The sequence below is a fragment of the Streptomyces sp. GMY02 genome, assembly GCF_019056675.1.
GTDB lineage: Bacteria > Actinomycetota > Actinomycetes > Streptomycetales > Streptomycetaceae > Streptomyces > Streptomyces odonnellii.
This window is the reverse complement of the sequence record NZ_CP077658.1, coordinates 1,264,001-1,277,691: the sequence shown is the minus strand read 5'-3', so window position 1 is coordinate 1,277,691 and position 13,691 is coordinate 1,264,001. Positions and strand designations below refer to the sequence as shown.

Below are 13,691 nucleotides of genomic sequence, written 5' to 3'. Positions count from 1 at the left end.
CCACCGCGGCCATGCCCCCTGAACGATGTCCTCGGCGCCAACCGCCCGCCGCCTGCGGGTCCTTCGCCGGGCGGCGGTGCGGATGTACCGCCGCCCGGCGAGTCTCTGTCCCTGTTGTGTATGTCCCGGTCAGCCGAACTGGCCGGGCTGGTAGTCGCCGGCGGGCTGCTGGTTGATGACGTTGACGCGGTTGTAGGCGTTGATGACGGCGATGAGGGAGATCAGCGCGGTGAGCTGCTCCTCGTCGAAGTGCTTGGCGGCGTTGGCCCAGGCCTCGTCGGTGACTCCGCCGGCCGCGTCGGCGATACGGGTGCCCTGTTCCGCGACTTCGAGAGCGGCGCGTTCGGCGTCGGTGAAGACCTTGGCCTCGCGCCAGGCGGCGACCAGATTGAGGCGTTGCTGGGTCTCCCCGGCGTGTGCCGCGTCCTTGCTGTGCATGTCGGTGCAGAAGCCGCAGCCGTTGATCTGGCTCGCGCGGAGCTTCACCAGTTCCTGGACCGCGGTCGGCAGTGTCGAGTCCGTGACCACTTTGTTGGCCGAGTTGATGTGCTTGAGCACCTTTGCCCCAAGGGGGTTGCCGAAGTAGCTGAGGCGCGATTCCACGGTGTTCTCCTTGCCGTGTGATGTCCGGGGCCCGGGCCCCGGGAGGTACACATGACTGACCGAGCGGCCCGGCGATGTGTGACAGGTCCGTCAGCGGTCCGCGGAACGAAGAAGAGGCCGGAAGAAACGAAGAGGCCGAAAGAAGTCTTGACCGATGTCTTGACCCCTGCGTGCCCTGGGTCCACAGTACTCGTTAATGCGCATTACTAATACGCATTAACGATCCGGAGGAACACGGTGGAGGAACCCAGGAAGCGGGCCCGGCCAGGGCGGACCCCCGCACCCACAGGCCGTACGTCACGGCCGCGCCAGGCCGAGGTCGCCAGGCTCGCCGGGGTCTCGCAGGCCACGGTCTCGCTGGTGCTCGGGGGCCGTAAGCAGGGCGCCACGATCTCCGAGGAGACCCGGCAGAAGGTGCTCGACGCGGTACGCAGCCTCGGTTACGTCCCCGATCCGGCGGCCAGCCGGCTGGCCGCCGCGCGCAACAACCTGCTCGGGGTCTTCAGCTTCACCTCCACCTTTCCGACCGATGTGCAGCACTCGTACTACCCGTTCCTCGTCGGCGTCGAGCAGGAAGCGGCCGCGCGCGGCTACGACCTGGTGCTCTTCACCGGCTCCAGCACGGGCGGCGCGGGGGCCGCGGGGCCGCACGCCCTGAACCGGGTACGGCTCGCCGACGGCTGCCTCTTCCTCGGCCGCCACGCGCCCGCCGACGAGCTGCGGCGCCTGGTCGCCGACGGCTTTCCCGTGGTCCATCTCGGCCGCAGGGACGAACTGGAGGGGCTGGCCTGGGTCGGCGCCGACTACGTCAGCGCCAGCAAGGAGGTCGTCACACATCTGGCCGGACTCGGCCACCGGCGGATCGTGCTCGTACGCGAGGACGACGACGCCCCCGCGTCCACCGACCGTGAACACGGCTTCCTCAAGGGGCTGGAGGAGGCCGGGCTGCCCGGCGGTCCCGCCGCCGTCTTCCGCTCCGCCGATCCGGAGCACGACCTCACCGCCGAGCGGCTGCGCGGCTGGCTCGACGACGGAGTCACCGCGTTCGTCGCCGAGGAGACCGACACGGGCGACGCCTGGCGCGCGTTGCACAACGCCGCGCACTTCGTCGGTATCGACTGCCCGCGCGACGCCTCACTCGCGCTGCTCGGCAGCCCGCCACCGGATCTGTCCGACGGACCGATGCCCACCGGATTCGACATCCCCCGGCCGCAGTTGGGCGCCGCCGCCGTGCGGATGCTCGCCGCGCTGGTCGCGGGGGAGCAGGCCACGGAACCCCTGGTGGCCTGCGCCTTCCGGCCCGGCACGACGGCCGGAGCACCACCCGCCCACCACTGACCGCGCGCACGCCGCACCGGCACCGAGGCACCGGCCGCACCGCACACGCACGGCACGTCAGGCACCACGTACGCGCAGCACTTCAAGCCCCATGTGCCCGCAACACGTCAAGCACCACGTACGCCCAGTACCTCAAGCCCCATCCACCGCACCACGTCAAGCACCACGTACACGCAGTACCTCAAGTCCCACGCACTCCAGCACCTCAAGCACCGCGCACACCGCAGCACTTCAAGGAGACCCGTGACATCCGCACCCGACATCCTCATCGTGGGCGCCGGGCTCGGTGGCGTCGCCGCCGCCCTCGCCGCCTGCCGGGCCGGACGCACCGTCGTCCTCACCGAGGAGACGGACTGGATCGGCGGCCAGCTCACCTCCCAGGCCGTCCCGCCGGACGAGCACCCCTGGGTCGAGCAGTTCGGCACCACCGCCTCGTACCGCACCCTGCGCGAGTCCATCAGGGACCACTACCGCCGCTGGTACCCGCTGCGCTCCGAGGCGCTTGCCCTCGCCGGTCTCAACCCCGGCGCCGGCCGCGTCAGCAAGCTCTGCCACGAGCCGCGCGTCGCCCTCGCCGTCCTGGAGGCGATGCTCGCACCGCACCGCTCGTCGGGCCGGCTCACGCTGCTGACCGAACACCGCCCGGTCGCCGCCGAGGCGGGCGACGACGACACCGTACGGTCCGTCACGCTCACCGACCTGCGGAACGGCGGCCGCGTCACGATCGCGGCCCGTTATGTCCTTGACGCGACCGAGACCGGTGAACTGCTCGAACTCGCCGGGGTCGAGCACGTGATCGGCGCCGAGGCGCGGAGCGAGTACGGCGAACCGCACGCCCCCGACGAGGCACAGCCCCTCAACCAGCAGGGCATCACGGTCTGTTTCGCGCTCTCCCACCACGAGGGCGAGGACCACACCATCGAGCGGCCGGCCGACTACGACTTCTGGCGCGCCTACCGGCCGGACTTCTGGCCCGGACCGCTGCTCGGTTTCCTCGCGCCCGACCCCCGCACCCTGGAGGCCGTCCCGCGCACCTTCGTCCCCAACCCGGACCTCGACCCCCTCGACGTCACCGCCGACCAGTCCGCCGACGCGGGCGACAAGGAACTCTTCGGCTTCCGCCGGATCCTGGCCCGCAAGCTGCACCGGCCCGGCGCGTTCGACTCCGACATCACCCTGGTCAACTGGCCGCTCAACGACTACTGGCTGAAGCCGCTGATCGGCGGGGGCGAGGAGACGTCGGCCGCCGCGCTCGCCGAGGCACGGCAGCTCTCGCTCTCGCTCCTGTACTGGCTCCAGACCGAGGCGCCGCGCGCCGACGGCGGCAAGGGATTCCCCGGACTGCGTCCGCGTCCCGATGTCACCGGCACGCCCGACGGGCTCGCCAAGGCGCCGTACGTACGCGAGTCGCGCCGTATCAAGGCGGTCACCACCGTCACCGAGCACGACGTCGCCATCGACATCGTCGGCCCCTACGGCGGCACCCGCTACCGGGACTCCGTCGGCGTCGGCAACTACCGCATCGACCTGCACCCCTCGACCGGCGGTGACAACTACATCGACATCGGCTCGGTGCCGTTCGAAATCCCGCTCGGCGCGCTGATACCGCGCCGGGTCCGCAATCTGCTGCCCGCCGGAAAGAACATCGGCACCACCCACATCACCAACGGCTGCTACCGGCTCCACCCGGTGGAATGGAACATCGGCGAGGCCGCGGGCGCGCTGGCCGCGCACTGCGTCGCCGAGGGCGTCGAACCGCGCCAGGTCCAGGCCGAGGACAAGCGGTTCGACCAGTTCGCCCGGCTGCTCGACCGCGAAGGAGTTCAGCGCCACTGGCCCGACGTACGCGGCTACTGACCCCGCTCCACAGAACAACGACCGCTCCACAGAACCACGAAGGCTCCACAGAACAACGACGGCGGACAGCCGGGCAGACGCAGCTCCACCTGCCCCGCCCGGCCCGGCCCGTGTCAGACACGGCCCACCGCCCGCGCCGTGCCCACCGTGCACAAGGAGGTGCCCAAGCCATGAACACCCACCGCATCCGCGTCGGCATCGACGTGGGCGGAACCTTCACCGACGCCGTGGCGGTAGACGCCACGACCCTGCGACTGCTGGGACAGGTCAAGGTGCCCACCAGTCACCACCACGAGGACGGTGTCGCCCACGGCATCGTCGAAGCTCTCGCCCGTCTGCTGGAACAGACCGGACACGCCCCGGAGGACGTGGCCTTCCTGGCCCACGGCACCACCCAGGCTACCAATGCCCTGCTGGAGGGCGACGTCGCCACCGTCGGCCTGATAGGCGTCGGCGCCGGCCCCGGCGCCGCAATCACCCGCCGCCTCGCCGCCCTCCAGAAGCTCGAACTCACCCCCGGCAAGCGGCTGCCGCTCGCCTACGCCCATGTCGCCGACCCCGACGACGCGCCCGCCGTGCGTGGCGCCGTCGACGCGGTCGTCCAGGGCGGTGCCCAGGTCGTCGTTGCCACCCAGCCGTTCGGCGTCGACCGTCCCGAGGGCGAGGACACGGTCGTCACGGCGGCCCGGGAGCGCGGTCTGCCGACGACCGCCGCGCACGAGATCACCTCGCTGTACGGGCTCCACAAGCGGACCCGGACCGCCGTCGTCAACGCCGCGATCCTGCCGCGCATGCTCGCCACCGCCGACCTCGTCGACGCCTCCATCACCAAGGCGGGCGTCAGTGCCCCGCTGATGGTGATGCGCTGCGACGGGGGAGTGATGTCACTGGACGAGATGCGGCGCAGACCACTGCTCACCGTGCTGTCAGGACCGGCGGCCGGCGTCGCGGGCGCGCTCATGCAGGAGCGCGTCAGCGAGGGCCTGTTCCTGGAGACCGGCGGCACCTCCACCGACATCAGTGTCGTACGGCGCGGCAAGGTCGCCGTCCGGCACGCGACCATGCTGGGCAGGACGTCGTACCTGTCGGCGCTCGACGTCAGGACCGTCGGTGTCGGCGGCGGCTCGATGGTCCGCGTCGGCGGCGGCAAGGTCACCGGCGCCGGACCGCGCAGCGCGCACATCGCGGGCCTGCCGTACGCCTGCTTCGCGACCCCGGACGACCTGCGGGACGCGAAGCTCACCACGATCCGGCCGATGGCCGACGACCCGGCCGACTACGCGGTGCTCGACGCCGCCGGCGGACGCTTCGCGATCACCATGACCTGTGCGGCCAACGCGCTGGGCCGGGTCCCCGAAGGGGACTTCGCACACTGCGACCCGGCCGTGGCGAAGGCCGCGATCGCGCCCCTGGCCGCCGCGCTCGGCACGGACGTCGCCACGGCGGCGGCCCGCGTACTGGACGCCGGCACCGACCAGGTGAGGACCGTGGTCGACGCGATGATCCGCGACTACCGGCTGGACAAGGACGTCGCCGTACTCGTCGGCGGCGGCGGAGGCGCGGCGGCCGTCACCCCGCACCTCGCGGTCGTCTCCGGACTGGAGGGCCGCATAGCCCGCCATAACGAGGTCATCAGCCCCATCGGCGTGGCCCTCGCCCTCATCCGTGAACAGGTGGAACGCATCATCCCCGGCGCCGGCCAGGAACAGATCCTCGCCGTACGGGCCGAGGCCGAGGCCGCCGTCGTCGCCCAGGGTGCCGCCGCCGACGGTGTCGAGGTGGAGGTCACCGTCGACCCGCAGACCAGCACCGTGCGGGCCGTCGCGACCGGCGCCACCGAACTGCGCACACAGGACCGTGCCCACCGGGCCGACGACGCCGAACGGCTGCGTGCCGCCGCCGCCAGCCTGAAGACCGATCCGGCGTCGGTGCGTGTGCTCGCCGGCACCCCCGCGCACACCGTGTACGGCACCGATGTGCGCCGCCGGTTCCGTCCCGACCGCCACCCGGTGCGCGTCGTGGACGCCGATGGCGTCGTACGGCTCCACGCGCCGGACGCCAGGGTCGAGACCACCACCGTCGGCCGCGCGCCCGAAGTCCTCGCGGGGCTGGTGCGGGAGGCCACGTCGTACGGCGACGGCGGGGTCCGCGCCCCCGCCCTGCGGCTTCTCCTCGGCTCCCGGATCGCCGACCTCTCCGGTGTGCTCGACCCGCAGCCGCTGCTGGCCCTCGCCCGCAGCGAACTGCGCGCACGCGCCGCCGACGAACCGGTCGTCGCCGTCCTGGAGGTGCGCTCGTGACGGCCGCCCTGCTCGACCGTGCCGCGCTGGCCGCGATCGATGCGCTCGAAGCGAGCGACGACATCGAGTTCGGCGTACGGCTGCTCGCGAACACCCCCACGCACGAAGGCCGCGACCCGGCGCTGCTGCGGCAATGGGCGCGTACCGCCGACGAGTTCGGCGCCGCACTCGCCCCCGCCGCCGTCACGGCCCGGGTCGTGGAGAGTCCCGACGGACTGACGAAGGGCCTGCTCGCCCGCTACACCTCCCGGCCCGTGCCGACCGTGGAACTGTTCACCGACACCCTGGCCCTCGCCGACGAGCTGATCGACAGGCTCGGCTGGCGCCACTGGTATCCGGCGGGGTCGGTACGGGCGGCGGCGATCGCCCACGAGGCGGTGCACGAACGGCTCCACCACGGACCGGCGAAGACGGCCCTGAAGCGGTCGCTCGGCCATGTCGTGCTGCGCGCGGGACGCCACCGTCTGTACGGCCATGTCGCGGGCGCCGACGAGATTGCCGCCCACGCGTACGCCCGCACCGTGTGCGGCCTCGGCCGCAGCCCGCTCCTGCTGACGGCCGCCCTGGCCACCGCCGCCGACGCGGCGGAACCGCCGCACGGGTCCCCGCACCAGCTCCCGCGCGGATCCGCGCCCGGAAGAAAGAAGTAACGCCATGGGCGTCGTCATCCTTCTTGTCATGGCGGCCGGTGTCGCCGCGATGCTCACCCGCAGACTCCCCACCGCCTTCGCGCTCGTCATCCTGGCCGTCGGCATCGCCTTTCTCACGGGCGCCCCGCTGACCGGCGAGAACAGCGTCCTGGACACGGTCGTCCAGGAGGGCGCGCCGACCCTCGCCGCCACGATGATCGCGATCCTGCTGGGCTCCTGGCTCGGCAAGCTCCTGGACGAGACCGGTATCGCGGGCACGCTCGTCCGTAAGATCGTTGAATTCGGCGGCGACCGCCCCGTCGTGGTCGCCCTCGGTGTCCTCGCCGTCTCCACTCTTGTCGGTACGGTCACGGGCTCGGCGCCCGCCGCGATGCTCGCCGGCATCATCGGCATCCCCGCCATGATCGCCGTCGGGATCCCCAAGGTCACCGCGGCCGGCACCATCCTGATGGGCATCGCCGCCGGCATGCCCTTCGAACTGCCCATCTGGCAGTTCTTCTCCACCGCGCTGGAGCTGCCCGTCGACACCGTGCGCGGCTTCATGATGAAGCTGTTCCCGTTCGCGCTGGCCGCCGCCGTCCTCTTCGTCCTCGTCGAGACCCGGCGACGCGGCGTCGAGCACACATGGTCCCTCAAGTCCGCGTCCGCGAAGCCCGCTTCGCGCCGCAGCCAACTGGGCGACGCCCCCTGGTACGCGCTGCTCACCCCACTCGTACCGCTGATCCTCGCCCTCGGCCTCGACATCGCGATCCTGCCGTCCATGCTGGCCGGTGTCCTGTACGCGCTGGTCACCACCACCCGGCCGGGCGAGATGAACAAACGGCTGCTGCGCACCCTGTACGGCGGCTTCGAGACGGCGGCGGCACCGATCGTGCTGTTCATCGCGATCGGCGTCCTGCTCGCCGCGGTGAAGCTGCCCGGCGCGGTGGAGGCGCTGGAGCCGCTGATCAAGGCGGTCAGCCCGCAGAATCCGGTGCTGTTCGTCGTGGTTTTCACCGTGCTCGTGCCGCTCTGTCTCTACCGGGGGCCGCTGAACGTCTACGGCCTCGGCGCGGGCATCGCCGGTGTCCTCATCGCCGCCGGCATCTACCCGGCCGCCGCGGTGCTGGGCCTCGCCACCTCGTACAACCAGGTCTTCGGTGTGTCGGACCCGACGAGCACCCAGACCGTGTGGAGCGCGCAGTACGCCGGGGTCACACCGCAGCAGGTGATGCTGCGGACCCTGCCGTACGTCTGGGCCGTCGCCCTGGGCGGATTCTGCGTCACCGCCGCCACCTATCTGTGATCTCTCACTCCCGGGACGGAGCACGACATGACACAGCACGACAGCAACGCGCGGCAGCACCACACCGACGAGCCGCGGAACCCCGGCCGGCGTATGTTCCTGCGTGCCGCGGCCGCGACCGCTGCGGCGGCATCCGGCGTGATCGCCACCGGTACGGCGGCGGGCAGCGCCGCCGCGGCCCCCGCCCTGGCCCCGGAGGCGGCGCCGGCCGCGGCCGCGGCGCCCGGCGGATTCCCCGACTACCGTTACCTCAAGACGCTTCTGACGCCCTCCCAGCTCAGGTACAACCCCACCGGCGAGATCATCTTCCCGTGTGTCCGGGGCGTCTACGACAAGTTGCCGAACCCGCTGGGCCGCTACTACCTCTACTACGGACCGCACGACGCGCCGGGCGGAATCTGCCTGGCCTACGGCGACTCGCTGGAGGGTCCGTTCACGGAGTACACCGCCAACCCGATCGTCTCCAACAACTGGCAGCCGCACTACAAGGTCAGCCATGTCGCCTCGCCGCACGTCCTCTGGAACGAGGACGTCAAGGAGCTGTGGCTCTACTTCCACGGCGAGAACGGCACGACCCGCCTCGCCCGTTCCAAGGACGGCATCACCTTCACGTACGACAAGGTGGTGCTCACCACCGCGATGATGCCGACGGGCAGCAGCGAGACCTCGTACGCGCGCGTCTTCCGGCACGACCTGCCCTCGCGCGATGCCCGCTATGTGATGCTCTTCATGCTCAACAACCAGTCCAACCACCGTGACATCGCCTGGGGCTGGTCGAAGGACGGCCGTGACTGGACGTTCGACCAGCAGCCGCTGGTACGCCACTCCGACGTCGGCGCCAACAACATCGGCGGTCCGCACCTGCTCACCCGGAACGGCAGCACGTACGTCGTCTACAACACCAGCAAGGAGAACGGCGGCAATCTGCTGATCACCGAGGTCGGCAACGACTTCAGCCGCCGCGAGCACCTCGGTCTCTTCTACGACTCGGCCAACAGCGCACCGGACAACGGGCGCAGCGCGTCACCGTCGTTCGGGACCGACCGGGGCGTGCCGTACATGATCTACGAGGCGGGTGAAAGGCTCCAGGGCTCGATCGCGGTGGCACGCGGCTGACCCACTGCCCCCGTATCCGCGGCCCGCCCGGCTCGACGGGCGGGCCGCAGCCGCCGACGGGCGCAGCGAAGGGCGGGTACCGCCTTCTTGACGGCCCGCCGGAGCGCGCTCAAACTATTGGGCGACGGTCACGATTGTCAGCGCTCACCCGCGCGGGAGTTCCTGCTCGGGCGGGTCATCGGCCCCGGCCCGCTGGCAGGCAACCCTTCCACTGCGACGGGGTGCCCCGGGTGACGACCAGGTCCCGTCCGGTGGGCGGGGCAAGTGCGGTCTCGTTGTCTCGCGAGGCCCGATGGACGGGACGGGACCGGCGGAGATGGCCAGGACATCGCGGAAGAGCAGAAGCGCCTGCCGGGCTTTCCGGCCGGTGCCGCTGCCGCGTCCGCGCCTGCTGACCAGGCGCCGCCACATCGATCTGCTGCGGCTCCGCAACGGCTGCGCTCCGACGGACTGAGCCGAACCGCTCCGCAATCGCAGTCCCGGGTCCGGGCGTTGTGTGCCGTCGCGCGCCGCCGGACCCTCCTCCCGTACGGCCACCGGCGCCGCAGCAGCCACCGGGGCTCCACCGCAGCCATGGAGAGACCATGTCCGAGACCGTTGCCATGTCCGAGACCTTGAGCGCCGTGTCCGAGCCCCTTGCGCAGACGTCCTTCCCGGCATCGCTCCGCGATGCCCACCCCGGTACGGCCCCGCGTTTCCGCGACCGTATCGGTGCCGACCTGGGCGGCGGTTACTACCCGGTGGCGCACCGCTACCATCTGTATCTCTCGCTGGGCTGTCCGGGCTCGATGCGTATCTCGATCACCCTCGGCCTGCTCGGACTCAAGAAGTCGGTCCGCACCACGCTCCTGCCCTCGCCGCCCGGCGCCTGCGACGCGCTCGCGGCGCTCCGTACCGCGTACGAGACCACCCGGCACCGCTACGACGGTCCGCCGACCGTGCCCGCGCTGTGCGACCTGTGGAGCGGACGGGTCGTGAACAACCACACCCCCGACATCCTCGACGACCTCGCCCTCCGCTTCACCGACCAGGACAACGCCGATCTGCCCCGGCTGCGGCCCGCCGCCCTGGCCGCCGACATCGACGCCATCCGCCGGCTCCTCGGCGAGGGCCCGGCCCCGGACCCGGCGCTGGACTTCCTGGAGCGTCAACTCGCCTCGCACCCTTATGCGTTGGGTGAGACGCTCACGGCCGCGGATGTGGATCTGTGGGTGGCGCTCGTCCACCTGGACACCGACGCCCTGCGGCGCGTCGCCGCTGGTGACCGCCTCTGGTCGTACGTACGGCGGCTGGGCGCCCACCCGGCCTTCCACGGATATCCGTGCACGGAGGGAATCGCGGAACGTACGGAGGGGAAGCGGGAACACAGCGGTGAGGATCTGTGTTCTTCGGAGAAGGACAAGGATCGTGCCGGGGATCAGAGCCGCGTCACGGTGCCGGCGGACCAGGACTGCCGCCATCAGGCCATGGCTTGTTAGCGGCTCGTTGTCGCGAGCCCGGGACGGCGCGAGCCGAACGGGGATGGAGGTGACGGCAGTGCGGGGAGCCCCTCAGCGGCCCATGGTCACCATCGCCATGTACTCGCGGCGGCACATCGATCTCCAGCGCGTCGCCGCCGCACTGTGTCCGGCGTACGAGTCCGTCGCCGCGCGGCATTCGGCCGCTTAGGCATTTCGCGCGCCTGTCCTTACGCCCGGCCCTTCGCCCGGGCCCGCTCTTCTCGCTCTTCGCTGACTCTCCACTTTCGCCGACTCCCACCCCGACCGAGCACGGGCGCGGACGTCTTTCGGCATGCTCACAGGAAGCGGTGGCCCCATGCCCCGAGCACCACACGCACCCCTCCATCTGGCCGTCGCCCTCGACGGCGCCGGCTGGCATCCCGCCGCCTGGCGGGAGCCCGACGCCCGGCCCGGTGAACTGTTCACCGCGCGGTACTGGACCGGCCTGGTCACCGAGGCCGAGCGGGGCCTGCTGGACTTCGTGACCATCGACGACTCGCTGAGCCTCCAGACCTCCCGGTACGTCGAGCCGGACGAGCGCACCGACCAGGTACGGGGCAGGCTGGACGCCGTACTGATCGCCGCCCGGGTGGCGCCGCTGACCCGCGACATCGGGGTGATCCCGACCGCCGTGGTCACCCACACCGAGCCCTTCCATCTCTCGAAGGCGATCGCCACCCTCGACTATGTGAGTACCGGACGCGCCGGAATCCAGGTCCGGGTGTCCGGACGCGTCGACGAGGCCGCGCACTTCGGCCGCCGTACGGTGCCGGGCCTGCGGATCGAGGACCTGGCCACGACAGCGGGACAGCCGGCACGGTCAGGGGCCGAACGGCCCTGGGTGAAGGAGCTGTTCGACGAAGCCGCCGACTACGTCGAGGTGCTGCGCAGGCTCTGGGACAGTTGGGAGGACGACGCGGAGATCCGCGATGTCACCACCGGCCGCTTCATCGACCGCGACAAGCTGCACTACATCGACTTCGAGGGCGCGCACTTCAGCGTGAAGGGCCCCTCGATCACCCCGCGCCCGCCCCAGGGACAGCCGCTCGTCGCCGCGCTGGCGCACGCGACCGTCCCGTACGGACTGGTCGGCCGCTCGGCCGACATCGGATTCGTCACCCCGGTCGACGCCGATGACGCCCGGGCCGTTCTGGCCGAGATCCGCGCGGCACAGGCATCCGCCGGCCGCGCCGACGAGACCGTGCACGTCTTCGGCGATCTGGTGGTCTTCCTCGACGACGACCCCGGTGCCGCTGCGGACCGCAAGGCCCGTCTGGACGAACGTGCCGGCGCCGAGTTCAGCAGCGACGCCCGTGTCTTCACCGGGTCACCCGCCCAACTCGCTGATCTGCTGGAGGAGTTGTGGGATGCCGGACTGACCGGCTTCCGGCTGCGGCCCGCCGCCCTTCCGTACGACCTGGAGCAGATCACCCGCCACCTGGTGCCCGAACTCCGGCGCCGCGGTGCCTTCCGTACCGCGTACGAGGCGAGCACCCTGCGCGGGCTGCTCGGACTGTCCCGCCCCGCCAACCGCTACGCCGTCGCCTGAGCCGGAAGGACCGTACGAGAAATGAGCACGTCCGCCACACCGCCCAAGTCCTACACGCCGGCGAAGTCCGCCACGCCACAGAAGCAGATCCACCTCGCCGCGCATTTCCCCGGTGTCAACAACACCACCGTATGGAGCGACCCCGAGGCGGGCAGCCACGTCGAGTTCAGCTCGTTCGTACACTTCGCGCGGACCGCCGAGCGCGCCAAGTTCGACTTCCTCTTTCTCGCCGAGGGCCTGCGGCTGAGGGAACAGGGCGGCCGGATCTACGACTTGGACGTCGTCGGACGGCCCGACACCTTCACCGTTCTGACCGCGCTCGCCGCAGTCACCGAACGCCTCGGACTGACCGGCACGATCAACTCGACCTTCAACGAGCCCTACGAGGTGGCCCGCCAGTTCGCCAGCCTCGACCATCTGTCGGACGGCCGCGCCGCCTGGAACGTCGTCACCTCGTGGGACGCCTTCACCGGCGAGAACTTCCGCCGCGGCGGCTTCCTGCCGCAGAACGAGCGCTACTCGCGGGCAAAGGAATTCCTCGCCACCGCCATCGAGCTGTTCGACTCCTGGCAGGGCGACGAGATAGCCGCCGACAAGGAGTCCGGCACCTTCCTCCGGGACGCGCGGGCGGGAGCCTTCGTACACAAGGGCCCGCACTTCGACATCGCCGGACAGTTCAATGTCCCGCGCAGCCCGCAGGGACGCCCGGTCATCTTCCAGGCCGGCGACTCCGACGAGGGCCGCGAGTTCGCGGCGGCCGGAGCGGACGCGATCTTCAGCCGCTACAGCACCCTCAAGGAAGGGCAGGCGTTCTACACGGACGTCAAGAGCCGCCTCGCCCGGTACGGCCGCACCCACGACCAGTTGCTGATCCTGCCCGCCGCGACCTTCGTGCTCGGCGACACGGACGCCGAGGCGCGGGAGCTGGCCCGTGAAGTGCGCCGCCAGCAGGTCAGCGGGGCCACCGCGATCAAGCACCTCGAATTCGTCTGGAACCGCGATCTGTCCGCTTACGACCCGGAGGGCCCGCTCCCCGACATCGACCCGGACCTGGGCGAGCACACCATCGCCCGCGGCCGCGCCCAGGTGCGGATGTACCGCGACCCGCTGGCCACCGCCCGGGAGTGGCGGGAGCTCGCGGCCGCCAACAAGTGGTCGATCCGGGATCTGGTCATCGAGACCGGCAACCGTCAGTCCTTCGTCGGCTCCCCGGCCACGGTCGCCGAGACCATCAACTCCTTCGTGCAGACGGACGCGGCCGACGGGTTCATCCTCGTACCGCACATCACCCCCGGCGGCCTGGACGTCTTCGCCGACACCGTGGTCCCGCTGCTCCAGGAGCGCGGCGTGTTCCGCACGGAGTACGAGGGCACCACCCTGCGGGACCATCTCGGCCTCGCCCACCCCGACGCCCATCCCGAGACCGGCGACCCGGCCGGGCGGGTGGCGTCGTGAAGTTCCTGTCCATGACCTTGCTCGTGCACGCCACCAACA

11 protein-coding genes and 1 riboswitch are annotated in these 13,691 nt (G+C 71.1%); of the genes, 10 read left to right on the top strand and 1 reads right to left on the bottom strand.

The window, feature by feature from the left end; translation table 11 throughout:
* Positions 1-129: 129 nt before the first annotated feature.
* The gene (locus KQY30_RS05275) at positions 130-603 is read right to left on the bottom strand and encodes a carboxymuconolactone decarboxylase family protein (protein WP_217305795.1); all 474 of its coding nucleotides are present in this window, start codon (positions 601-603) and stop codon (positions 130-132) included.
* A gap of 237 nt (positions 604-840) precedes the next feature.
* On the opposite strand from KQY30_RS05275, the gene KQY30_RS05270 reads away from it, so the two are divergent.
* The 10 genes from KQY30_RS05270 to KQY30_RS05230 all read left to right on the top strand — a co-directional run bounded on the left by KQY30_RS05270 (position 841) and on the right by KQY30_RS05230 (position 13,652).
* Complete coding sequence (locus KQY30_RS05270) at positions 841-1,941, top strand: LacI family DNA-binding transcriptional regulator (RefSeq protein WP_217305794.1); 1,101 nt, start codon at positions 841-843, stop codon at positions 1,939-1,941.
* Between the two features lie 243 nt (positions 1,942-2,184).
* Positions 2,185-3,798, top strand: coding sequence for an FAD-dependent oxidoreductase (locus KQY30_RS05265; RefSeq protein ID WP_217305793.1), 1,614 nt, complete (start codon positions 2,185-2,187; stop codon positions 3,796-3,798).
* A gap of 170 nt (positions 3,799-3,968) precedes the next feature.
* Positions 3,969-6,098, top strand: a complete 2,130-nt coding sequence (locus tag KQY30_RS05260; protein ID WP_217305792.1) for a hydantoinase/oxoprolinase family protein — start codon at positions 3,969-3,971, stop codon at positions 6,096-6,098.
* Positions 6,095-6,748, top strand: a complete 654-nt coding sequence (locus KQY30_RS05255; RefSeq protein WP_217305791.1) for a hypothetical protein — start codon at positions 6,095-6,097, stop codon at positions 6,746-6,748. The genes KQY30_RS05260 and KQY30_RS05255 overlap by 4 nt, the downstream gene beginning before the upstream one ends.
* Before the next feature lie 4 nt (positions 6,749-6,752).
* On the top strand, positions 6,753-8,033 hold the full coding sequence (locus tag KQY30_RS05250) for a TRAP transporter large permease subunit (protein ID WP_217305790.1): 1,281 nt from the start codon (positions 6,753-6,755) through the stop codon (positions 8,031-8,033).
* Between the two features lie 27 nt (positions 8,034-8,060).
* The gene (locus tag KQY30_RS05245) at positions 8,061-9,149 is read left to right on the top strand and encodes a hypothetical protein (RefSeq protein ID WP_217305789.1); all 1,089 of its coding nucleotides are present in this window, start codon (positions 8,061-8,063) and stop codon (positions 9,147-9,149) included.
* Positions 9,150-9,275: 126 nt separating this feature from the next.
* Positions 9,276-9,422, top strand: a riboswitch (SAM riboswitch).
* A gap of 311 nt (positions 9,423-9,733) precedes the next feature.
* A complete protein-coding gene (locus KQY30_RS05240) occupies positions 9,734-10,627 on the top strand; it encodes a glutathione S-transferase C-terminal domain-containing protein (RefSeq protein ID WP_217305788.1) in 894 nt (297 codons plus the stop codon).
* A gap of 58 nt (positions 10,628-10,685) precedes the next feature.
* The gene (locus KQY30_RS37085; RefSeq protein ID WP_302185300.1) at positions 10,686-10,817 is read left to right on the top strand and encodes a putative leader peptide; all 132 of its coding nucleotides are present in this window, start codon (positions 10,686-10,688) and stop codon (positions 10,815-10,817) included.
* A 147-nt stretch (positions 10,818-10,964) separates the two neighbouring features.
* Positions 10,965-12,197, top strand: coding sequence for an LLM class flavin-dependent oxidoreductase (locus KQY30_RS05235; RefSeq protein WP_217305787.1), 1,233 nt, complete (start codon positions 10,965-10,967; stop codon positions 12,195-12,197).
* Positions 12,198-12,218: 21 nt separating this feature from the next.
* The gene (locus KQY30_RS05230; protein ID WP_217305786.1) at positions 12,219-13,652 is read left to right on the top strand and encodes an NtaA/DmoA family FMN-dependent monooxygenase; all 1,434 of its coding nucleotides are present in this window, start codon (positions 12,219-12,221) and stop codon (positions 13,650-13,652) included.
* The last annotated feature ends 39 nt before the right edge of the window (positions 13,653-13,691 follow it).

Bases quoted from the DNA above. Each gene is read 5' to 3' on its own strand.
- KQY30_RS05250 (WP_217305790.1), top strand. From the start codon at position 6,753: ATGGGCGTCGTCATCCTTCTTGTCATGGCGGCCGGTGTCGCCGCGATG.
- KQY30_RS05235 (WP_217305787.1), top strand. From the start codon at position 10,965: ATGCCCCGAGCACCACACGCACCCCTCCATCTGGCCGTCGCCCTCGAC.
- KQY30_RS05260 (WP_217305792.1), top strand. From the start codon at position 3,969: ATGAACACCCACCGCATCCGCGTCGGCATCGACGTGGGCGGAACCTTC.
- KQY30_RS05245 (WP_217305789.1), top strand. From the start codon at position 8,061: ATGACACAGCACGACAGCAACGCGCGGCAGCACCACACCGACGAGCCG.
- KQY30_RS05240 (WP_217305788.1), top strand. From the start codon at position 9,734: ATGTCCGAGACCGTTGCCATGTCCGAGACCTTGAGCGCCGTGTCCGAG.
- KQY30_RS05230 (WP_217305786.1), top strand. From the start codon at position 12,219: ATGAGCACGTCCGCCACACCGCCCAAGTCCTACACGCCGGCGAAGTCC.